Origin of the sequence: Thermobaculum terrenum ATCC BAA-798 (assembly GCF_000025005.1) — a bacterium.
GTDB classification, from domain to species: domain Bacteria; phylum Chloroflexota; class Chloroflexia; order Thermobaculales; family Thermobaculaceae; genus Thermobaculum; species Thermobaculum terrenum.
Genome location: NC_013525.1, coordinates 785,140 through 805,757 on the forward strand (window position 1 = coordinate 785,140; position 20,618 = coordinate 805,757).

The window sequence follows — 20,618 nt, forward strand, 5'->3', positions numbered from 1 at the left end:
TAAGTAATTATGTTGATGCCTAAGAGAGTCAAATATCGTAAACCCCATAGGGGTGAAACTAACGAACAGACTGCTTCCAGAGGTACAACGGTTGCTTTTGGAGAGTTTGGTTTGCAGGCACTTGAAGCTGCCTGGATAGACAATAGGCAGATAGAGGCTGCCCGGCGCGCTATAACTCACCATGTCAAGCGTGGTGGTAAGGTCTGGATAAGAATATTCCCTGATAAAGCCATTACTGCTAAGCCTGCAGAGACAAGAATGGGTAGCGGCAAGGGTTCACCCGATCGATGGGTGGCGGTTGTCCGTCCAGGAAGAGTCCTCTTTGAGATAGCAGGTGTACGCAGAGAGGTGGCTGAAGAAGCTCTAAGGCTCGCAGGGCATAAACTTCCCGTAAAGACCAGAATCGTTGAGCGGGAAGGCGGAGTAGTAGAAACAAGTGAATAGAGGAGTTGAGCTGGTAAAATGAGGGCTTCAGAACTTAGACAGATGGATGATGCCGCGCTCAAGCAGCAACTGCAAGACGCCAAGCAGGAACTATTTAATCTTAGGTTTCAGCTGGCTACAGGCAAGTCCGTCAATACCGCCAGAATAAGGCTTCTAAAGAAGGATATAGCGAGGATACTAACTATACTACGTGAGCGTCGTGGACGGTAGGAGTTCATATGGGAGAGCAAGGTAGAAGGCAAATAAAGGTCGGACAGGTAGTTAGCGACAAGATGGACAAAACTGTAGTCGTCGCAGTCACCTACCTCAAGAAGCACCCCCTTTATCACAAGACTGTGCGTAGGGTGCGTCGATTCAAAGCACATGATGAGAACAATGAGGCCAAGGTGGGTGACATTGTGAGGATCATTGAATCTCGCCCTCTAAGCAAAGAGAAGAGATGGCGGGTATTAAACATTCTGGAGAGAGGCAAGTAAGATGATCCAGCCGCAGACTAGATTGCGTGTCGCAGACAACACGGGTGCCCGCGAGATCATGTGCATCCGTGTCCTTGGAGGCTCAAATCGCAAGACCGCCTCTGTAGGTGATGTAATCATCGCATCTGTCAAGCAAGCCCAACCTAATGGGGCTGTCAAGAAGGGTGATGTTGTGCGCGCTGTCATAGTGAGGACTGCGCAGCCTATAGCTCGGGAAGATGGTTCTTATATCAGGTTTGACGATAACGCAGCAGTGCTTATAAATCAGCAGGGTAACCCAAGAGGAACAAGAATATTTGGTCCTGTAGCTAGAGAACTCCGAGAGAAGAACTTCAGCAGAATCATCAGCCTAGCTCCTGAAGTGCTCTAATTTATTGGCGCAAGCAGTTTGACTTGTATATAATAATATCTTGTGCCCGACAATAATTGACTGAGGTATTGGCAGTGAGAATAAAGAGAGGCGATGAAGTTTTGGTCATCGCCGGCAAGGATAAGGGCAAAAGGGGCGTAGTAAGAAGATCGATCCCTTCCGAGAACCGAGTGGTTGTGGAAGGGGTCAACATTGTTAAGAAGCATCAGCGAGGCCGCCCCGGAGTCCAACAGGCCGGCATAATTGAGATGGAAAGCCCTATACATGTAAGCAACGTAATGGCTGTATGCCCTCATTGTGGTGCGCCAACTAGAGTTGCTATCAAGAGGGATGAGAAGGGTCATAAGACTAGATACTGCCGAAGATGTAACGAAAGTATTGAGAGAAGCTAGGGGGTTATAGGTGGTACCTAGACTCAAGCAATTGTATAAAGAACAAGTGGTACCTGCTTTGCAAAGGGAGTTCAATTATTCTAATCCCATGCAGGTACCTAAGATAGAAAAAGTAGTCCTCAATATAGGTCTGGGAGAGGCAACTCAGAACCCCAGAGCCTTGGATGCTGCGTCTGCTGATCTTGCAGCCATAACGGGCCAAAAGCCGGTCATTACGAGAGCTAGGAAGAGCATAGCTCAGTTTAAGATCAGGCAGGGTAACCCAATAGGGGTTATGGTTACTCTTAGAGGCGATAGGGCCTGGGAATTCCTAGACCGTCTTATCAACATTGCTTTGCCTCAGATAAGAGATTTCAGAGGGGTTTCTGCCAGGTCTTTTGATGGTAGAGGTAACTATACATTGGGGCTCAGGGAACAGGTGGTTTTCCCTGAGATAGATTACGACAAGATAGACAAGATAAGAGGTCTTGAGGTCAGTATAGTTACAACTGCTAAAACTGATGAGGAAGCAAGGAGGCTTCTTGAGCTTCTTGGTATGCCTTTCCGAAGGCAACAAGCTGCATAGTCTATTGAATAGGGAGGCTTAATTGGCAAGGAAAGCTCTTATAGTAAAGGCTTCACGCCCACCAAAATACAAGACCAGAGCTTACAACAGATGTAAGCTCTGCGGTAGGCCCAGGGCCTATATTAGAAAGTTTGGTATGTGCAGAATATGTTTCAGGGAACTGGCGTCTAAGGGGCAAATCCCTGGAGTGATCAAGGCTAGTTGGTAGGAGAAGTGATGGGAACAACAACTGATCCAATTGCTGATATGCTGACAAGATTGCGTAATGCATCTCAGGCACGCCATAAGGTGGTGGCACTACCTTCCTCTAAGATGAAGGAAGCTATTGCTAGGATCCTAAAGGAGGAAGGCTATATCGAGGACTACCAGGTTGTTCCTGGTAAGGGTAATCAGCCTGAAATAAGGATCACTCTTCGATACGATCAGGATAGACAGCCAGTCATAAGGGGTATAAAGAGGATTAGTAAGCCAGGTTTGCGCATCTATACCAAGCGTAGTCAGATCCCAAGACCTCTTAGTGGCCTAGGCACAGCCATCCTATCAACCCCCAAGGGGGTTATGTCTGGGCGCCAGGCCTATAGGCAAGGTGTAGGTGGCGAGATAATCTGCTACGTCTGGTAAATCGCAAGGAGTTGGAGAGATGTCTCGAATAGGTAATGCTCCCATACAGATACCGTCTGGCGTGGATGTTACTGTACAGGATGGAGAGGTTATAGTAAAGGGACCTAAGGGTGAGCTAAGGCAGAAGATAGTTGGGGAGATTGAAGTTATCCGTGAGGACTCCACCTTGCGGGTCGTTCGTAAATCTGATGAAAAATATCATAGGTCTCTCCATGGTCTCACCAGGACTCTTATAAACAACATGATAATTGGTGTTACTCAAGGTTTTCGTAAGGATCTTGAGATAAGCGGTGTTGGTTACAGGGCTACCAAGGAGGGAGACTCTTTGGTGCTATCTGTTGGGTACTCTCATCCTGTAAGATTGCAGCCCCCTCAAGGCATAACTTATGTAGTTGAGAGCCCCACGCGCATAAGTGTGCAGGGTATTGACAAGCAGCTAGTGGGGGCTGAGGCAGCACGCATACGGTCTGTGCGAGAACCGGAACCCTATAAGGGTAAAGGAATCAAGTACGTCGACGAAGTCATCAGGAGAAAGGCTGGTAAGGCCGGCAAGGCTGGTGGCGGTCGACGATAAGGGTGAAAGGGATAAATGAGAGCAGCGAAGTACGTTGGTAAAAAGCTTTCTCCTCGTCAAAAGCGTCATATAAGGGTCAGAGGGAAAGTAAATGGTACGCCCGAACGACCCAGGTTGAACGTGTTTAGAAGCGCAAAGCATATTTATGCTCAAATTATCGATGACACTATAGGCCATACCCTGGTGGCAGCATCTACTTTGGAGCCTGAGATCAGGAGCAAGATGGCTCAACTAACCAAAGTAGAGGAAGCTAGAGAGGTGGGGAAGCTCGTAGCAGAGCGTGCGAAGGCTAAGGGTATAAGCAAGGTAGTATTTGATCGTGGTGGTTGGCTGTACCATGGCAGGGTAAAGGCCTTGGCAGAAGCCGCAAGAGAAGCAGGACTTGATTTCTAGGAGGTCAAAGTGCCCCGTAAACGCATAGATTCGAATCAACTTGAAAATCTGACCGAAAGGGTAGTGCAGATAAACCGTGTGGCGAAAGTCCATGCTGGTGGAAGACACTTCAGCTTCAGCTCTGTGGTCGTTGTTGGCGATGGACAGGGCCATGTGGGGGTAGGTTTGGGGCACGCGAGTGAGGTGCCCGAGTCTATTCGTAAGGGCGCGGAGGATGCCAAGAAGAACATGATAGAGGTGCCTATACACAACGGCACTATTCCTCATGAGATAACGGTCAAGTACGGAGCGTCTAAGGTGCTACTCAAACCAGCAGCGCCTGGTACTGGTGTAGTTGCAGGGGCCAGTGTACGTGCCGTTATGGAGGCTGCTGGTATCAGAGATGTTCTAACTAAATCCCTGGGTAGCAATAACCCAGTCAACCTTACTCGTGCCGCTCTCAAAGGGTTGTCTCTAATGAGATCACGTGAACAGATTATGGCTCAGAGAAGAAGAGTTTCTACATCTAATCAAAAGAGCGGTAATAATGGCTCTAGTGCAGTTAATAATGGCCAATCAACGGAGGCTCAGAATGGCCAATAAGTTGAGAATAACCCTGAAAAGGTCTCTAATCGATAGAACTCCAAAGCAGAGAGCTACCGTTAAGTCTCTTGGTTTAAGGCGTATCGGCTCTGTAGTAGAGAAACCTGATACCCCTGTTTTTAGGGGTATGATTAGGAAAGTTCAGCACATGGTTTCTGTTGAGGAAATCAAAGAATAAATTTGGGAGTGTAAGAGGGAAAGTGAAGCAGAACGAATTGCGTCCACCTGTCGGTGCTCACAAAGATAGGAAGCGTGTCGGAAGAGGTACGGGATCTGGTCATGGTAAGACTGCTGGGAGGGGTACCAAGGGTCAGAAAGCTCGTACCGGCAATGATCTGAGGATAGGGTTTGAAGGCGGACAGAATCCTCTGATACAAAGGATGCCTTTCAAGCGTGGTTTTACAAATCCTAACAGGAAGGAATATAAAGTCTTCAACCTCTCTGACCTGCAGCGTTTTCCCTCAATAAGTGAGTTCACTCCAGAGGTCTTTGTAGATCTAGGGCTCGTACCTAGAAAGAAGTTGGAGAGAGGTGACCTGCTTGTAAAGGTTTTGGGCGAGGGAGAGATTGATAGAGCCATAACCGTCAAGGTACATAAGGTCTCTGCCAGCGCCAAAGAGAAAATCGAGGCTGCTGGAGGTCGTGTAGAGGAACTGATATAGAGATGTTGCAAGCACTTGTTAATGCCTGGAGGCTACCAGATCTTAGACGTCGCATACTATTCACCCTGGGTATACTAGTTATATTCAGAGCGTTGGCTCAGATAACAATCCCGGGTGTGGATCTTGAGAGGTTGAGGAATCTTTTTGAGCAGAATCAGACGCTCAATCTCCTCAACATATTCTCAGGAGGCACCATACGTCACTTCTCCATAGTGGCTATGGGTGTTTATCCATATATAACAGCAAGCATAATAATGCAGCTTTTGATACCCGTTATCCCTAGCCTTATGGAATTGTCTAAGGAGGGGGGAGAACAGGGACGTATCAAGATCAACCAGTATACACATTATCTAACTGTACCGCTTGCTGCCCTCCAGGCTTATGGTCAGGCATCTCTATTACACTCGCAAGGTGTCATACCGGAATTTGGGCTGTTTGGTCCAAGCTGGCTTACAACCCTATCGCTGATCGCTTCCATGACTGCTGGCACCATGCTGCTAGTCTGGATGGGAGAGCTTATAACTGAGCAAGGTATTGGGAACGGCGTATCAATCATCATATTTGGTGGTATAGTCGCGAACCTGCCAAGCATAGCTGGTCAGGTCCTTAGTGGTGGGACTGCATTCATTAGCTTTTTCCAGATCTTAGCAATAGTAGTAGTAACTGTTATCACTATTGCTGGAATAGTTCTGATAACTCTAGGGGAGAGGAGAATACCTATACAGTATACACGTCGTGTGCGTGGTGCCAGGATAGTACGCGGTGGAGGTAGCACCCACCTCCCACTAAGAGTTAACTATGCCGGTATGATCCCGTTGATATTTGCTATTTCAATCATGATCTTTCCTAGCACTGTAGCTAGCTTTTTCCTTGGTGCTCGTAGCCAGATAATTAGGGATATAGCACAGTGGGTTCAGGCTACCTTCAATCCAGAATCTTTGCTGTACCAGGTTGGCTACTTCTTCCTGGTGGTGGTCTTTACTTACTTCTACACAATGGTCATATTCCAGCAGCAGAACATTCCAGAAAACCTGCAGAGGCAAGGAGGGTTCATTCCTGGTATACGTCCAGGCAGACCAACTGCGGTGTATCTGCAGAAGGTACTGAATAGGATAACCCTTATAGGTGCTCTCTTCCTTGGATTCGTGGCGATATTGCCCTGGCTAGTTGGAATCGTCACGGGATTGAATAATGTGCTGATAAGCAGCACTGCGCTCCTGATAGTAGTAGGAGTGGCTATAGACACGATGAGGCAGCTAGAAGCCCAGCTGCTGATGAGACGATATGAGGGCTTCATAAAGTAAGAAATTTATTGTTTTGGGGTTGGATAGTGAACGTTATCCTATTGGGACCTCAAGGATCTGGAAAGGGTACCCAGGCAGCCGAACTTGAAACAAGATTAGGCCTAAGACATATAGCTAGCGGTGACCTACTGAGAGAGGCTAGGGAGCTAGATACGCCGCTGGGAAGACTGGTAAAGAAATACTATGATGCTGGTGAGCTCGTTCCAGATGATGTGGTTATAGAGCTCATAGTGCAGGAGATAAACAAGCACTTAAATGGGCAAGGAGTTGTCCTAGATGGGTTCCCTAGGAATGTAACTCAAGCCCAAGCTTTGGATAAAGCCTTGGCCAGTAATGGGAGTCAGATAGACAAAGTTGTAGAATTAGTAGCTCCTCTCGAAGTAGTCAAGAAGAGACTTACAGGGAGGCTAATATGCAGGACTTGTGGAGCGGTCTACAACCTCGAAACTAAGCCTCCCAAGGTTCCGGGCAAGTGCGATCTGGATGGAGGTGAGTTGTATCAACGTCCTGATGATACCCCGGAGGCTATAGAAAAAAGGCTACAGGTCTGGGCCAAGGAAAACGAGGGTTTGGTTAATTACTATCAGTCACGGGGAATACTTTATAAGGTTGATGCTAACAAACCGGTTGAGCAGGTAACCCAGGATATAATGACGATCTTAAAACGTGACTTGTAGACATAAACTTACTTCTGGAAGGCGTTTTGGCTATAATACTTAAGTCCAAAAAAGAAATAGATAGGATGAGAAGGGCAGGTCTGGTGTTGAGGGATCTGTTTGACCTTCTCGTGCCTAAGATTAAGCCTGGCGTCACTACGGGAGAATTAGACGCATTTATAGAATCTTACATACGGAACCAAAACTGCAAACCTTCTTTCAAAAACCTTTATGGTTTTCCAGCTTCTGCATGTATAAGTATAAACGAAGAAGTTGTGCATGGCATACCTAGCAGCAGGCAGCTGCGTGAAGGTGACCTTGTAAAAATTGATGTTGGGGCTTTGTATGAAGGTTTTCATGCAGACGCATCCAGGACTTTCTGGGTAGGTCATGCGTCTGCAGCTGCTAAGAGGTTAGTGAGTGTAACAGCTAAGGCTCTAGATGCTGGCATAAGCAAAGCGGTCCCTGGTAACAGAGTAGGAGATATATCTTCTGCAATCCAAACAGTGGTGGAGTCTGAGGGTTTCTCCGTGGTTAGGGATTATGTGGGCCATGGAGTGGGCAGAAGCCTGCACGAGGATCCTCAGGTTCCAAACTTTGGTTTTCCCGGGCAGGGACCTATTCTTCGTGTAGGGATGACTCTGGCAATAGAGCCGATGGTTAACGAGGGTACTCATGAGGTGATTCTTGCAGAAGATAAATGGACTGTTAAAACCAAGGATGGTAAACTTTCAGCGCAGATAGAAGATACCGTTGCTATCACAGAAGACGGTCCTTTTATACTAACTAGGTAGGGTAGGAGAAGGAAAGCAGGTTGTCGAAAAAGAAAGACGTCATAGAGGTTGAGGGTAAGGTTGTAGAAGCCTTGCCCAATGCCATGTTCAAGGTACAACTGGATAATGGGCATGAGATACTGGCACACGTATCAGGCAAGATACGCCTCAATTTCATACGTATCCTGCCTGGAGATCGTGTGCTTGTTGAGTTGTCCCCTTATGACCTTACCAGGGGCAGAATTACCTATAGATATAGATAACGTTGTAGGAGAGGTCTACTCATGAAAGTTAGAGCTTCTGTAAAGGTACGTTGTGAGAAGTGTAAGATCATAAGAAGAAAAGGCGTTGTGCGTGTGATCTGTACTAATCCAAGGCATAAGCAAAGACAGGGTTAGAAGGAGATATAAATGGCGAGAATTGCTGGGGTCGATCTACCAAGAGACAAGAGAGTGGAGGTGGCTCTTACATATATCTATGGAATTGGACCTACGTCTAGTAAGAAGATCCTGGAAAAGACTGGCGTTAATCCAGATACCAGGGTCAAGGATCTAACCGAGGATGAGGTTGCTCGTATTAGAGATGTAATAGAGCATGAATATGTGGTGGAGGGTGATCTCCGCCGAGAGGTGGCGCAGAATATAAGAAGGCTTATAGAGATAGGCTGCTATCGCGGTATAAGACATAGAAGGAATCTGCCTGTTCATGGGCAGAGAACACGTACTAATGCAAGGCAGAGAAGAGGTCCTCGTAAGACCGTTGGCGCACGTAAGAGCAAGAGGTAGTTTGCTGATATAGCTTGAACTAAAAAATTTTAGAGTAGTAGGAGTAAGGATGTCTCAGGAGGCAAGAAGAAGAGCACAAGCAAGAGCAAGGCGAAGGGAACGCAGACAAGTTCCTCGCGGAAGAGCTCACATAGTATCCAGCTTTAACAACACTATTATTACTATAACTGATCCCAGCGGGAACGTGTTGTGTTGGTCGAGCGCTGGAGCATCTGGTTTTAAGGGCTCCAGAAAAAGCACACCATATGCAGCACAAGTAGCCGCGGAAAATGCAGCCAGGAAGGCCATGGAGTATGGAATGCGACAAGTTGATGTGTTCGTTAAGGGGCCTGGGGCTGGCCGCGAAGCTGCAATTCGTTCTCTACAGGCGGCTGGGCTTAACGTAATGTCTATTTCTGATGTTACGCCCATACCTCATAACGGTTGCCGTCCGCCTAAGAGCCGAAGAGTCTAGTTATTTCTCGTTCTAGCTTAAAGGGAACTGGACGGCGTTATGCCCCAGTTCCTCAATTATTTGATATTTTTGAGAGTCCAAGCCCAGAGGAGGCTAGATTCAGTGATTGAATTGACAACACCCAAGGTAGAATGCATAGGTATAGCTGATAACTACGGACGCTTCAGTATATCACCTCTAGCGCCTGGTTATGGTCTTACTATAGGCAATGCGCTTAGAAGAGTATTGCTTAGCAGCTTGGAGGGTGCTGCTATCACCTCTGTACAGATAGAGGGTGCCAGGCATGAGTTCATGGCTTTGCCTGGTGTGAAGGAAGATGTAACCGACATTATATTGAACATAAAGCGTATTAGGGTCAGAAGTTATTCAGATAGACCAGTTACTTTGAGATTAGAGGCTACAGGACCTAAGGTTGTAACGGCTGCTGATATAAGGCCGCATGCAGACGTTGATATAGTTTCCCTTGACCAGCCTATAGCTACCTTAGATTCTGAGGATGCTACCTTGAGCATGCAACTTACCGTGCAAAAAGGTAGAGGATATGTACCTGCTGAGTCGCAGGACTTCTTTGAGATCGGACGCATTCCAGTCGATGCTATATACAGTCCTGTGACAAAGGTCAATTATGTCGTTGAGCGCACAAGAGTTGGGCAGCGTACTGATTACGACAACCTAATAATTGAAATCTGGACGGATGGTACCATTGCCCCTGGTGAGGCTCTTAGTCAGGCGGCATCGATATTGGTAGGGCAGTTCCAGATTATAGCTGCCTATGCTAACGCTGAGACCAGCTTTGGTATCGAGCTACCAACAGAGACCATGTCGGTGCCTGAGGTAGACAACAGGAGTATTGATGAGCTAGGTCTCAGTGCCAGGACTTTGAACTCCTTGAAGCGTGCCCACATTACGACTGTAGGGCAAGTACTTAGTAAGACCAAGGATGACTTGCTCAGCATAAGAAACTTTGGAGACAAATCGCTTCATGAGCTTGAAGCCAAGCTCAAAGAGTTTGGATATTTGCCATCTGATCTCCCAGAGGGTGCAATAGAGAACGCTCCGGACGATCAACCCATAGGGGTACTGGCTCGATCTTCTAGTGACGCAGTGTCAGTTTCAACTTCTAATATGGAGGGAGAAAGTTAACCATGAGACATAGAGTAGCAGGGTCTCAGAAATTTGGCCGTAGACCCGATGAACGTGCCGCAATGCTAAAAAATCTTACTGTGTCCCTTATCAAGCACGATAAGGTACGCACCACACTTGCTAAAGCTCAGGCTGTCAGACGTATAGTCGAGCCTTTGATCACGCTTAGCTTGGAAGATACGCCTCATAATCGGCGTCTTGCTGAGTCAAGACTTGGCGACAGAATAGCTGTTGCTAAGCTGTTTGATGACATAGGACCTAGAATGAGTGGAAGGAATGGGGGCTATACACGCATCTATAAGCTTGGCAACCGCCAAGGAGATGGTGCTCCCATGGCGGTTATCGAGATAATAGAATAAAAGTGTTTTGTAGAAAAAGGGATCCCTTTGAGCACCTGGAAATTAGTAATAAGCTATAAGGGGGAATATTTCTCAGGATCACAAATACAGCCTGGTAAACGTACGGTTCAGGAAGAGCTGGAAAATGCCTGGGAAAAGGTAACAGGTTCCAGGTGTAGGGCTGTACTCGCAGGCCGTACTGATGCAGGCGTAAGTGCTCTAGGCCAGGTAGCTACTATAAAAGCGGATTGGCCTGGTACTCCAGAAGAGCTGTTAGAAAAACTAAGGAAATACTTGACTCAAGGTATAGAGATCCGAAAGGTTGAGAGGGTCTCGGATAATTTTGATGCTCGGAAATCGGCAATCTGGAGAAGGTACAGATACGTTTTTTCAAAAGATGAGATAGCACGTTTTGGTTTTATATCCGTTGAAAGCATGAGGCAGGCAGCTAGGGCCTTGGTGGGAGAGAAAGATTTTGCTGCTTTTGCTTCCCAGAGCGAATTGGGGCCGCGTGGGACCGTGAGGCGAATACTTGATATAAATGTAATCTGGGATAAGGCGGCTAATAACCTATGTATTGAAATTGTTGCTGATGCTTTCCTTCGCCAGATGGTCAGAAGGATTGTGAGCGCACTAATATGGGTCGGAACTGGTAAAATAGAGGTCGTTGAGTTATTAAGGGCCGTTGAGATCAAGGCTAGACAGCTACTTCCGGGGCCAGCCCCGGCAAAGAACTTAACACTAGTTGAAGTAGGTTACGGAGAATGCTGAGCATGAAGACTTATACACCTAAGGCTAATGATTACACTAGGGATTGGTGGCTAATAGATGCTACTGGTCAGAACCTGGGTAGATTAGCGTCTGAGATAGCCCGCTTGTTAATGGGCAAGCATAAGCCTGTGTACACTCCTTTCCTTGATACCGGCGACTTTGTAATTGTAGTCAATGCCGATAAGATATCCGTTACCGGTAAGAAGCTACAACAAAAGGTCTACTACAGACATAGTGGCTATCCAGGAGGGATAAAGGCAACTACCTTGGAAGCCATGCTTGCTAAGCACCCTACCAGGGCGCTTGAGCTTGCTGTTAAAGGAATGCTACCTAAGAATAGAAGGGGTAGAGACCTATTTAGAAAGCTCAAAGTATATGCTGGACCTGAGCATCCTCACGCTGCTCAACAGCCAAAAGAATACAAAATCACTAATCTGAAGTAGATTGGACGGAGGGCAGATTGACTAACACAGCAGTAAGATATTACTACGGAACAGGTAGAAGAAAGACCTCTGTTGCCCGAGTACGTCTTTATCCGGGTACCGGCCAGATAATAGTCAACGATAAATCTGCCGAGGAATACTTTGGCGGGAGAGATGCTTATCGAGTTGCTCTAGAGCAGCCCTTCCGTGTTACCGGTACTCAGGGCAGGTTTAACGTGGTGGCTAAGGTCGAGGGGGGAGGTGTAACTGGGCAGGCTGAGGCAGTACGCCATGGTATTGCCAGGGCTTTGCTTGCATTTGATGAGAACCTGCGTCAGTCCCTCAAGCAGGCAGGATTATTGACAAGGGATCCGAGAGTCAAAGAGCGCAAGAAGGTGGGACTTAAGAGAGCTCGCAAGGCTCCACAGTACACTAAGCGATAATATCCTGTAGGCTGATTTTGCCTTTCTATCTTGCCATCTTGAAGAGAATAGTTCAGGGAGAGGGTGATAATTAACCATCTCTCCCTGAACTATTTTGTTATTTGCTGATTTCGAATAGCAATCTATAGATCTCATCACAGTTGGAGCCTATACAGGGAGGCGGATTCAAACCTACTATCCTATCTCTATCCCAAGTAATGGATGCTGCCGCCGGATTGTACAAATGCTTACCGTTCGGGAGTACAAATGAATGGCTGCCCTGGGGATCCAACTTTTCCCGTCCCTGTTCGTAATCCTGTTTTACAGCCTCGAGGGATTCCTCGGAATCCATATATTTCCTGAAGCGGTCTAGATCTAACCCTACCCTACTTGCGATACTTAGCAATACATCTACTTTAGAGATATCCATCCCGTCTTGAAAGAGAGCTCTACGCACTTGCAGGTCAAATTCCAGGAACTTGTCATATGACTGTAATAGGGCAGCTTTACCTGCTCTGAAAACAGGGATGGCTGTATTAGGGAAAGTGTTGTCTCTGTACAAACCAAATACAGCTCTGCGATCATGAACTGCAGCTACCCACCATTCGGCCTCTAGAGATTCCCTGGATGTGGGGACTCCATTGACCCACTCTAAGGGTAGTGCTTTTATCTCAAGCTTTACACTGTTTTTGTACTCTTTTATAAGAGGGTCTATCCTTACCCTTGCTACATACGCCCAGGGACATATGTAGTCGGCCCAGAACTCGAGCGTGGCCATGATGTTCCTCCCAGCATTTACTATACTCTTGCCGAGTCTCCTGCAGCTAGTGTTTGGCTCAGGTAGGCTTCGATAAATGGATCAATTTCTCCATCCAGCACGGACTCTACATCTGAGACCTCATAGCCAGTACGGTGATCTTTGACCATTGTGTACGGATGGAGGACATAAGACCTTATTTGAGATCCCCATCCTGTTGCGATGTGTTCTCCCTTAAGCCTAGCTTGTTCCTCGGCTTGCCTTCTCAGCTCTAACTCGAGTAGCCGAGCTCTAAGGATCTTTAGTGCTGTCTCCTTGTTCTGGAACTGAGAGCGCTCATTCTGGCAGGTTACTACTATACCTGTCGGGATGTGTGTGATCCTCACCGCAGATGACGTCTTGTTTACGTGCTGTCCTCCTGCGCTCGAGGCCCTATAAGTATCGATTTTCAGGTCTTCCTCTCTTATCTGGACTTCGGGAGTTTCCTCAACGTCGGGAAGAACCTCTACAAGGGCAAAGCTTGTATGCCTTCTATGGGCTTGATCAAAAGGTGATAGTCTTACCAGACGATGCTGTCCAGCTTCGGCTTTGGCATAACCATAGGCATATTTGCCTTTGATCTCTATAGTGGCAGACTTATAGCCTGCCTCCTCGCCTTCTATGCTGCTGACCAGCTCGGCTTGCCAACCTCTTCTTTGTGCCCATCGGAGATACATTCTGACCAGCATGGAGGCCCAATCCTGAGCATCTATACCACCTTCTCGAGCATGAATAGCTATGATTGCATCCTCCTGGTCATAACTTCCGGAAAGAAGTAGTTCTAATTCAAGGTGGTTTAGCTGGTTTTCCAGGGCACGAATCTGTGAAGCAGCTTCATGAAAATCCGAAGCTGAATCTTCTTCGTATGCTAAATCCAGTAATACTTCTGCATCCTCCAGCCGACGCTCTATCTTGCTCCATACTTCAAGCTGATCTTTAAGATCATTCAGGTTTTTCATCACTTTCTGAGCTTCGGCAGGATCTGCCCATAGCTCGCTGCTGGCGGCTCGTTGCTCCAATTTTTCTATCTCTAAACGCTTATTCTCCAGGTCAAAGATGCTCCTTGAAGGTGGATATCCTTTCCCTGAGGTTATCTATCTTGTCCTTCAACTCTTCGTACATTTGCTTTCACCTCCGTTAATTGGTCTTACTACACTTAGCAATCGTACAGGCGTAGTCAACTACCTCTTTCTGTCTTGGGCTCAGCATCTTGTAGACCTCTTGTGCAGCAATATAGTACATGTCCAATGCTGCCTGACAACTTTCTGTGAGGACTACACCATCACAGAGTAGAGCCTGCTTCATAGCTTGGGAGAATTTATGTCCCATAATGTTAGAGATCTTATCCCAGACCTCATTCTCGCTTCGATATAGAATCTTTTTTTGTACTGCCAGTATGACAGGGATTCTCAGTGCTAGCACTGATCTCTGAGCTGCTGCATTAGTCCAATTATGTTTATCCATGCTAACAACAAGCTTAACTACTTCTTCAGCGAGTCCAGTGATCTCGTCCGCTACGTATCTGTCTATCCTCTTTGGATCTATCTCTTCCCAAGTCCATTCTAGTGCATGCCTCTTGATTTGGTCAGCAATCCCGCTGGGGTCGTATAATATGACTGCATCCCTCCATGCGGGTACGGTATAGACTGCTCGTTCAGGAGCATGGAATGCCAGGTATTCATCTTCCATCTTGTGCCAGGAGATGGAAACTAATCTGTTGTCTATGATTCTAAGGGTGTATCCTGGCCCTTCTCCCAGCGCATAGATGTCGATATCTGATCTGCTATCTGCATCTCCCCTGGCATTACTTCCTAGAAGGATCACCGCTGCAGCACCTTGTGCTGCTAATTCTCCGGATAGTCTTATGACCAGCTCGTTTACCTGCTCTTTGTTGCCTTCCATATTTCTTAACCTAATTTAGCTTGGGGTTATTCTGCTTTGGATCAATGCCTTCAGGTTTTGAACAGTCTTTTGGGTTGACTGTAGAGTTCTTGGGTCTTGTGTTTCGGGCTCTAATATACTCTCCGGGGGGGAATATCCATAGGCTTCCTTAAACTTTTCTGTCCAACTATCAGGTAAGCTGTCTGGAGCCTCCTGACCAGAAACGGTCAAAGCTATTGCTGCCCATGCCAGACACGCATTAGAGGGTTTGTACCCCCCTCCCCCTAGAAGTAACAACCTGCCGTTACATATTTCTTCTGATAGCTCAGCTATAGATCTTGCGAAGTTGGTGTAGGTGTTGTTGCTCCAACTCAGCATGGCTAGCGGGTCTCCGTAGTGAGCATCAGCCCCACATTGCATGACTATCATTTCAGGTTTGAACTCCCTTATCGAAGGTTCTATGACTTCTCTCCAAGCATACATAGCTGAGTCATCGCTTGCACCGGGGGCAAGCGGTATGTTCCGCTTTAGTCCTAATGCACCCCCCTCACCTATTTCCTGCACAAATCCAGTTCCTGGGAATAACGTTCTACCATCTTGGTGTAAATCTAAGTCTAGAAGCCAATCTTCAGCATAGAATCCGTAAAATACTCCGTCTCCGTGATGGACATCTATATCTATATATGCTGCCTTATTAATGCCATATTTGCGTCTAGCTATCTCTAATGCAATGGCTGCATCGTTGAGTATACAGAACCCAGAAGCTCTATATCTATGTGCGTGATGTAAACCTCCGCCCGGATTGAACGCATAGACGGATTCTGTTAGTACTGCATCCAGAGCTTGTAGCGTGGCGCCGACTATCCACAATGAGGCTTGCAGACATCCTCGGAAACTTGGGGTATCTCCTTGATCTAGATAGATGTCTCCTGTCTTTTCTACTTCCTGCAGGAAATTTATGTACTTTTCTTGATGAAAGGCAAGTGCCTCTTCTATGGATGCTTGGCGTATAGGTAGTAGTTGGTTCTTATGGGAAAATAATCCCAGGTCTTTCATAAGATCAACAGACAGTTTTACTCTTTTCTGGTTAAATGGATGGGATGGCCCAAAGTAATAGGTTAGGATTTCATCCCCATAGAAAACATAGAGGGGTCTATTCATAATTAGGCTAACTCCTAGCTAGATAGATTATTCTTCCGTCAAACCCGTTCTTTGTAGATTCTTTCCTTGTATCATACAAATTCTAGAAGGTGAACGGAGTTACTTGTGGTATCTGAAGGTCTTGCAAGAAATTCGCGCAAGCTGATAGTTGTGGGCCTTATGTTGGCCACTTTCCTCTCGGCTATGGATAGCAGCGTAGTAAGTACTGCTATGCCGACTATAACTGGCATTTTAGGCGGTTTTAGTCTTTACAGTTGGGTGTTCTCGATATACCTTCTGACGTCCACAGTCACTGTTCCGATATATGGGAAACTTGCCGATCTTTATGGTCGTAAGAGGGTTCTCCTGTTTGGTATTCTCGTGTTCTTGTTGGGTTCCGGTCTATGTGGCCTGGCTCAGAGCATGCTCCAGCTGGTCATATTCAGAGGTATTCAAGGTATTGGCGCTGGTGCGATACTCCCTATTACTATGACTATCTTTGGAGATATCTTTAGTATTGAGGAGAGAGCCCGTGTACAAGGTTTGACGGGTAGCGTGTGGGGGATATCTGCCATAGTTGGTCCTGCTTTGGGCGGGTTAATAGTTGACAACACTAGCTGGCGCTGGGTATTTCTAATAAACCTACCGGCTGGTTTGTTATCTCTCCTGGTTCTCATATTTTTCTTTCATGAGAAGACTCAAGTGCACCAACATTCTGTGGACTACGTAGGCGCGATTGCTTTGATGGCAGGTTCAGCAGCATTATTGCTGGCGCTCACGTCAGGAGGCAGGGACTGGGAGTGGGTCAGCGCGCAAAGCATATCGGTGTTTTTGTTTGCAGTGCTATCTATTATTGCATTTCTATTGGTTGAGGTCAGGGTTTCGGAACCTATACTGCCACTATCGATATTTGCCGATAGGATGATAGCTGTCTCTGGTATAGCCAGTTTGCTAGCTGGTGGGGTTATGATAGGTGCTACAACCTACGTTCCGTTGTTTGCTCAGGGATCACTGGGTACGTCCGCTACGGTGGCTGGGGCTGTGCTGGCAACGATGTCTATCGGGTGGCCTATAGCCTCATCGCTTTCTGGAAGGTTAATCTTGAGGGTAGGATACCGGATAACAGCCGTTGTTGGAGGAGTTTTCCTAGTCCTGGGTTCTGGGCTATTATTCTACTTCTCACATCTGAGCAGCCCCCTGCTGATTGCCGTTGCTTCGTTTGTTATAGGGGCGGGTATGGGTTTCTCTACTACGGCTTTTATAGTAGGTATTCAAAACGCGGTAGATTGGAGTCGTAGGGGAGTTGCTACATCCTCTAACTTGTTTCTTAGGAGCATGGGCGCGTCGATATGGGTGGCTTTATTGGGTGCAATAGCGAATAACGTACTTATATCCGATCTTAACAGCCCAAGAGCCCCTCAGATGATAAACCAGTTGTTACAGCCTGGTTCATCCGGCGCTGTTGTCCAAGGCATGGAGTCTGTAAGGTTAGCTATCTCTCATGCTTCCCAGTCGGTATTCTTCTGGCAGTTAGTCACTGCCTGCATCACCTTCATCGCCATATGTTTTATGCCTTCTGGAGATATAAATGACAAGGGTTAGCAGCACATTTTTGTTATAGTAAAGTGTTATGCAGACTTCTCTTGTTCTAACCATAGAAGATATCAAGAAGCTGGCTACGGAATGTTCTCTCGATGTGGTAGGAGTGACTTCTGCTGATTCCTTTGATGATGTAAGGCAGATATACCTGGAAAGATATGCTAAAGGCTATTTTGGTGAGATGAGGTGGATAACACCAGAACGCATAAATTTGGGGTGCTCTCCTCAGGATATGCTACCAGGAGCTAGGAGCATACTAGTTTTCGCGTATTCGTACCTAAGAGATTCCAACGTTCCCAATGAAAATGATGGGGTTATCAGGGGTAGGGTTGCTAGATATGCATTAGGGGAGGACTACCACTATTTTCTAAAGGAGAAGATAGAGCTTTTCCTTGATAAGCTGAAGGTTATAACTGGCAAGGATTTCGCTTCCAGAATAAGTGTGGATAGTGGCCCTGTAATAGATAGAGCGGTGGCAGCCAGGGCAGGGGTAGGTTGGTACGGAAAGAACACCAATATTCTGATTCCAGGCTATGGATCTTGGGTACTTTTAGGAACTGCCTTAGTTGATATAGACCTCCCCCTTTCTTCGCATATAAGGAAGTCTTGTGGGAGTTGTACAAGGTGTATATCAGCTTGCCCTACAGGTGCTCTGGTAGCTCCTGGTGTTCTCGATAGTAGAAGATGCATCTCTTATCTAACGATAGAGTTAAAGGGTCCTATACCAAGGGACTTACGGCCACTTATCGGGGACTGGATATTTGGATGTGATATATGCCAGGAAGTTTGCCCTGTAAATATAAAGGGCAAGAAGCCTAATCATCCTGAGTTTTCGGATCTACCTGGGTGGGGACATCGACCTGATCTCGTAAGCCTAATGAGAATGACTGAAGATGAATTCAGAAACAAATTCAGAAGAAGCCCTGTGAAAAGAACCAAACGTAGGGGCTTATTAAGAAACGTGGCTGTGGCTCTTGGTAACTCCGGCGACAGAAGGGCTGTGCCAGTTTTGGTGGAGGCTTTGTCTGATCACGAGCCCCTAGTTAGAGGGCATGCTGCCTGGGCTCTGGGTAGACTCGGCGGGTCTGAGGCTAAATATGCCTTGGAATCCCGCCTCCAAATAGAGGAAGATAGTTATGTAAGAGAGGAGATACAGCTAGCATTAGATGAGATTGAGGTATAACTCTAGAGCCAATATGCTGTTGCTGGTCTCTGTGATCATAGCTGCTAGTACCTGCATTTATGGGTGGATCAACTATCCTTTGCATGCAGCGCTGGTGAACAAATGGGAGGGTCCTAGCAATTATCGGGTGAGTAGTGGTTACTGTAGTAGATTGAGAGGCATTCTGCCTAGGATGAATCCTGACCCTCCTGAGATCCTAAAAATAGGAAATCAATCATTCGTAAGGGATTCCGAGTCTAGGCTACCCGTAGATGCGCAATATCAGGGTTATAAGTTCAGGAGATGGCTTCTGTATAAATCGGGAGAGGATGGTGGCATCTATTTAGTCACAGAGGGTGGCACGCAAGTGACCAAGTACGAGCCTGGTAGCTGTAAATTAGCTACCAGGCTCAATTTATTTATCCTTCGTCCTCCAGTTGCACCCGAGCATGCCCATTAGAGGGTGGACAGAAGTGAGCTACACCAGGTGTAAGCGGAGTTTCGCATAGGGGGCAGCGGGGTCTGCCCGCTTTCACTACGGTGTCAATTTGCTTACTCAGCTCTTTGAGTTGCTCCCTTGTAACCAAGCACCTGAAATCAGGTGCACCTTCTTGTTCTTCTTCAATATCATGTATTAGCAAAGCAAAGCGCCCTTTCCCTTCGTCGTAGCCAAGAGCTAGTCTCCCCACCTTGAATTCCACCGTCGGCGGTTGTGGGAAAGGTAGCTGAATGTTGGGTTCTTCCTTTTCTGGTTCATTGCTTACCAGGTCTATAAAAGGGTCATCACTAAGCTGCGCAAGCAATTGCTCTATAGCCTGCCCTAGTGCCTGCATCTGCTCTTTCTCTATCCACAGGTCAGCCCCCTCGCCGCGTTCGTTAAGAAATCTTAGGCGAAATGTCCTCTGACCCGGGAGTCCAACGGCGTCCGCGCCTAGTCTATCAATAACTCCGAAGTCGTAAGTCTCACTTGCCATATAGTATTAGCTCGACCTCTACTAATATGTTTTCTTCTTTAGGATCGATTTTATACGCGCCTTTAGATGGTCTGGGGCCTTATCACACCCACAATCCCTTTTAATAAGCTTGATCACTCCGGACTCGAAGCTCACCAACTCGAAGCATTCTTTACAGTTGAGAATATGCTGCCTTATCTCTATGACCTCCTCCGGAAGCAATTCCCTATCTAGGTAAAGGTACAGCCTTTGATGTACCTCGTGGCAATCACTCATTTTGTGCCTCCGGAGGCTCTACTTTATACCCTCTTTGGCGAGCATACTCCCAGAGCTTCTGCTGTAGCTGTTTTCTACCCCTATGTAATCTGGACATCACTGTACCTACTGGAATCCCTAGAACGTCTGCTATTTCTTTGTAAGAGAAGCCCTCCACATCTGCCAGAAGCACAGGTAACCTGTACTGTTCTGGTAGAGAGTCTAAAGCTTCTCTTACCTCTTCATCAACAAACATATTCAAGACAGTTTGCTCTGGGTCCTCTCCAAGAGACTCACCAGCCTCTTTGACCCTTCTGAACAGATAGTAATCTTCCATCTCGCCTAGCTCACCCATCTCGGTGGTTTGAGGCTGGCGAGACTTCTTCCGGTAATCGTTTATAAATGTGTTTGTCAATATTCTGAACAACCAAGCACGCAGGTTTGTTCCTGGCTTGAAACTATCGCGGAAACGATGAGCCTTAAGATAAGTCTCTTGTACTAGATCCTCTGCATCCGCTGGGTTATTGGTTAATCTGAGGGCAGTGCGGTACAGGGAATCTATGTATGATAAGGCCTCTTCAAAGAATAGATCTTCAGTTTGTAGTTGTGTATCTGTATACTGTCCCATAAGCAACTCTGCCCGCAATCATGTTGCGGGCTACAAATCTATTATAGCCTATAGTTG

General features: G+C 46.8%; 34 protein-coding genes. 27 read left to right on the forward strand and 7 right to left on the reverse strand.

All coding sequences use genetic code 11. The features are described 5' to 3' along the window. Positions 1-9: 9 nt before the first annotated feature. The 25 genes from rplP (at position 10) to rpsI (ending at position 12,168) form a co-directional block, all read left to right on the forward strand. Positions 10-444: a 50S ribosomal protein L16 gene (gene rplP / locus TTER_RS03620; RefSeq protein WP_012874674.1), complete on the forward strand. Its 435-nt coding sequence runs from the start codon at positions 10-12 to the stop codon at positions 442-444. A gap of 18 nt (positions 445-462) precedes the next feature. After that, positions 463-654 (forward strand): 50S ribosomal protein L29, encoded by a 192-nt coding sequence (rpmC, locus tag TTER_RS03625; RefSeq protein ID WP_012874675.1) that lies wholly within the window; start codon positions 463-465, stop codon positions 652-654. Positions 655-662: 8 nt separating this feature from the next. Continuing rightward, positions 663-920 carry a 30S ribosomal protein S17 gene (rpsQ, locus tag TTER_RS03630; RefSeq protein ID WP_012874676.1) on the forward strand — a complete coding sequence of 86 codons (258 nt, stop codon included), beginning with the start codon at positions 663-665 and terminating at the stop codon, positions 918-920. A 1-nt stretch (position 921) separates the two neighbouring features. Beyond that, positions 922-1,290, forward strand: a complete 369-nt coding sequence (gene rplN, locus TTER_RS03635; protein ID WP_012874677.1) for a 50S ribosomal protein L14 — start codon at positions 922-924, stop codon at positions 1,288-1,290. A 68-nt stretch (positions 1,291-1,358) separates the two neighbouring features. Beyond that, entirely contained in the window at positions 1,359-1,682 is a 324-nt protein-coding gene (gene rplX, locus TTER_RS03640) for a 50S ribosomal protein L24 (protein ID WP_148211880.1), read from the forward strand. A 10-nt stretch (positions 1,683-1,692) separates the two neighbouring features. After that, positions 1,693-2,247, forward strand: coding sequence for a 50S ribosomal protein L5 (gene rplE / locus TTER_RS03645; RefSeq protein WP_012874679.1), 555 nt, complete (start codon positions 1,693-1,695; stop codon positions 2,245-2,247). Positions 2,248-2,269: 22 nt separating this feature from the next. After that, the gene (locus TTER_RS03650) at positions 2,270-2,455 is read left to right on the forward strand and encodes a type Z 30S ribosomal protein S14 (RefSeq protein ID WP_012874680.1); all 186 of its coding nucleotides are present in this window, start codon (positions 2,270-2,272) and stop codon (positions 2,453-2,455) included. A gap of 8 nt (positions 2,456-2,463) precedes the next feature. Continuing rightward, entirely contained in the window at positions 2,464-2,868 is a 405-nt protein-coding gene (gene rpsH / locus TTER_RS03655) for a 30S ribosomal protein S8 (protein WP_012874681.1), read from the forward strand. 19 nt (positions 2,869-2,887) lie between these two features. Next, positions 2,888-3,442 carry a 50S ribosomal protein L6 gene (gene rplF, locus TTER_RS03660; protein WP_012874682.1) on the forward strand — a complete coding sequence of 185 codons (555 nt, stop codon included), beginning with the start codon at positions 2,888-2,890 and terminating at the stop codon, positions 3,440-3,442. Between the two features lie 15 nt (positions 3,443-3,457). Next, the gene (gene rplR / locus TTER_RS03665) at positions 3,458-3,835 is read left to right on the forward strand and encodes a 50S ribosomal protein L18 (RefSeq protein WP_012874683.1); all 378 of its coding nucleotides are present in this window, start codon (positions 3,458-3,460) and stop codon (positions 3,833-3,835) included. Between the two features lie 9 nt (positions 3,836-3,844). Then, a complete protein-coding gene (gene rpsE, locus TTER_RS03670) occupies positions 3,845-4,417 on the forward strand; it encodes a 30S ribosomal protein S5 (RefSeq protein WP_012874684.1) in 573 nt (190 codons plus the stop codon). Further along, entirely contained in the window at positions 4,407-4,595 is a 189-nt protein-coding gene (gene rpmD / locus TTER_RS03675) for a 50S ribosomal protein L30 (RefSeq protein ID WP_012874685.1), read from the forward strand. Before rpsE ends, rpmD begins: the two co-directional genes overlap by 11 nt. 22 nt (positions 4,596-4,617) lie before the next feature. Continuing rightward, positions 4,618-5,079 (forward strand): 50S ribosomal protein L15, encoded by a 462-nt coding sequence (gene rplO, locus TTER_RS03680; RefSeq protein WP_012874686.1) that lies wholly within the window; start codon positions 4,618-4,620, stop codon positions 5,077-5,079. Between the two features lie 2 nt (positions 5,080-5,081). Continuing rightward, positions 5,082-6,383, forward strand: coding sequence for a preprotein translocase subunit SecY (secY, locus tag TTER_RS03685; protein WP_012874687.1), 1,302 nt, complete (start codon positions 5,082-5,084; stop codon positions 6,381-6,383). A gap of 26 nt (positions 6,384-6,409) precedes the next feature. Then, positions 6,410-7,060: an adenylate kinase gene (locus TTER_RS03690; protein WP_041424637.1), complete on the forward strand. Its 651-nt coding sequence runs from the start codon at positions 6,410-6,412 to the stop codon at positions 7,058-7,060. A gap of 26 nt (positions 7,061-7,086) precedes the next feature. Then, entirely contained in the window at positions 7,087-7,833 is a 747-nt protein-coding gene (map, locus tag TTER_RS03695) for a type I methionyl aminopeptidase (RefSeq protein ID WP_012874689.1), read from the forward strand. Between the two features lie 20 nt (positions 7,834-7,853). Next, positions 7,854-8,075, forward strand: a complete 222-nt coding sequence (gene infA / locus TTER_RS03700; protein WP_012874690.1) for a translation initiation factor IF-1 — start codon at positions 7,854-7,856, stop codon at positions 8,073-8,075. A 21-nt stretch (positions 8,076-8,096) separates the two neighbouring features. After that, positions 8,097-8,210, forward strand: coding sequence for a 50S ribosomal protein L36 (gene rpmJ / locus TTER_RS15280; RefSeq protein ID WP_012874691.1), 114 nt, complete (start codon positions 8,097-8,099; stop codon positions 8,208-8,210). 12 nt (positions 8,211-8,222) lie between these two features. Further along, positions 8,223-8,597 (forward strand): 30S ribosomal protein S13, encoded by a 375-nt coding sequence (gene rpsM, locus TTER_RS03705; protein ID WP_012874692.1) that lies wholly within the window; start codon positions 8,223-8,225, stop codon positions 8,595-8,597. Between the two features lie 49 nt (positions 8,598-8,646). Continuing rightward, the gene (gene rpsK / locus TTER_RS03710; protein ID WP_012874693.1) at positions 8,647-9,051 is read left to right on the forward strand and encodes a 30S ribosomal protein S11; all 405 of its coding nucleotides are present in this window, start codon (positions 8,647-8,649) and stop codon (positions 9,049-9,051) included. 102 nt (positions 9,052-9,153) lie between these two features. Further along, positions 9,154-10,194, forward strand: a complete 1,041-nt coding sequence (locus tag TTER_RS03715) for a DNA-directed RNA polymerase subunit alpha (protein ID WP_148211881.1) — start codon at positions 9,154-9,156, stop codon at positions 10,192-10,194. 2 nt (positions 10,195-10,196) lie between these two features. Further along, positions 10,197-10,553: a 50S ribosomal protein L17 gene (gene rplQ, locus TTER_RS03720; protein ID WP_012874695.1), complete on the forward strand. Its 357-nt coding sequence runs from the start codon at positions 10,197-10,199 to the stop codon at positions 10,551-10,553. 27 nt (positions 10,554-10,580) lie between these two features. After that, positions 10,581-11,303, forward strand: a complete 723-nt coding sequence (truA, locus tag TTER_RS03725; protein WP_012874696.1) for a tRNA pseudouridine(38-40) synthase TruA — start codon at positions 10,581-10,583, stop codon at positions 11,301-11,303. Between the two features lie 2 nt (positions 11,304-11,305). After that, positions 11,306-11,746 carry a 50S ribosomal protein L13 gene (gene rplM, locus TTER_RS03730; protein ID WP_012874697.1) on the forward strand — a complete coding sequence of 147 codons (441 nt, stop codon included), beginning with the start codon at positions 11,306-11,308 and terminating at the stop codon, positions 11,744-11,746. Positions 11,747-11,763: 17 nt separating this feature from the next. Next, a complete protein-coding gene (gene rpsI, locus TTER_RS03735) occupies positions 11,764-12,168 on the forward strand; it encodes a 30S ribosomal protein S9 (protein WP_012874698.1) in 405 nt (134 codons plus the stop codon). Positions 12,169-12,265: 97 nt separating this feature from the next. Here the strand turns inward: rpsI and TTER_RS03740 are convergent, their stop codons facing one another. The 4 genes from TTER_RS03740 to TTER_RS03755 all read right to left on the reverse strand — a co-directional run bounded on the left by TTER_RS03740 (position 12,266) and on the right by TTER_RS03755 (position 15,985). Continuing rightward, entirely contained in the window at positions 12,266-12,925 is a 660-nt protein-coding gene (locus TTER_RS03740) for a DsbA family oxidoreductase (RefSeq protein ID WP_012874699.1), read from the reverse strand. Positions 12,926-12,945: 20 nt separating this feature from the next. Next, a protein-coding gene (prfB, locus tag TTER_RS03745) for a peptide chain release factor 2 (RefSeq protein ID WP_012874700.1) occupies positions 12,946-14,065 on the reverse strand; the annotation gives its coding sequence in 2 pieces (ribosomal slippage) (positions 12,946-13,995 and positions 13,997-14,065; 1,119 coding nt in all). Positions 14,066-14,080: 15 nt separating this feature from the next. After that, positions 14,081-14,845, reverse strand: a complete 765-nt coding sequence (locus tag TTER_RS03750; protein WP_012874701.1) for a nucleotidyltransferase domain-containing protein — start codon at positions 14,843-14,845, stop codon at positions 14,081-14,083. Between the two features lie 15 nt (positions 14,846-14,860). After that, positions 14,861-15,985: an acetoin utilization protein AcuC gene (locus TTER_RS03755; RefSeq protein WP_012874702.1), complete on the reverse strand. Its 1,125-nt coding sequence runs from the start codon at positions 15,983-15,985 to the stop codon at positions 14,861-14,863. A 105-nt stretch (positions 15,986-16,090) separates the two neighbouring features. Between TTER_RS03755 and TTER_RS03760 the strand changes: the two genes are divergently transcribed. Together TTER_RS03760 and queG are read left to right on the forward strand one after the other, a co-directional pair. Next, the gene (locus TTER_RS03760; protein WP_012874703.1) at positions 16,091-17,566 is read left to right on the forward strand and encodes an MDR family MFS transporter; all 1,476 of its coding nucleotides are present in this window, start codon (positions 16,091-16,093) and stop codon (positions 17,564-17,566) included. A gap of 28 nt (positions 17,567-17,594) precedes the next feature. After that, positions 17,595-18,746 (forward strand): tRNA epoxyqueuosine(34) reductase QueG, encoded by a 1,152-nt coding sequence (gene queG, locus TTER_RS03765; RefSeq protein WP_012874704.1) that lies wholly within the window; start codon positions 17,595-17,597, stop codon positions 18,744-18,746. Between the two features lie 398 nt (positions 18,747-19,144). On the opposite strand, the gene TTER_RS03775 is transcribed toward queG, so the two are convergent. Genes TTER_RS03775 through TTER_RS03785 form a run of 3 tightly spaced genes read right to left on the reverse strand, consistent with a single transcriptional unit; the run spans position 19,145 to position 20,561 of the window. After that, positions 19,145-19,699, reverse strand: coding sequence for a DUF3090 domain-containing protein (locus TTER_RS03775; protein ID WP_012874706.1), 555 nt, complete (start codon positions 19,697-19,699; stop codon positions 19,145-19,147). Positions 19,700-19,720: 21 nt separating this feature from the next. Continuing rightward, on the reverse strand, positions 19,721-19,954 hold the full coding sequence (rsrA, locus tag TTER_RS16335; protein ID WP_012874707.1) for a mycothiol system anti-sigma-R factor: 234 nt from the start codon (positions 19,952-19,954) through the stop codon (positions 19,721-19,723). Then, entirely contained in the window at positions 19,947-20,561 is a 615-nt protein-coding gene (locus TTER_RS03785; protein WP_012874708.1) for a sigma-70 family RNA polymerase sigma factor, read from the reverse strand. The genes rsrA and TTER_RS03785 overlap by 8 nt, the downstream gene beginning before the upstream one ends. Positions 20,562-20,618 lie beyond the last annotated feature (57 nt).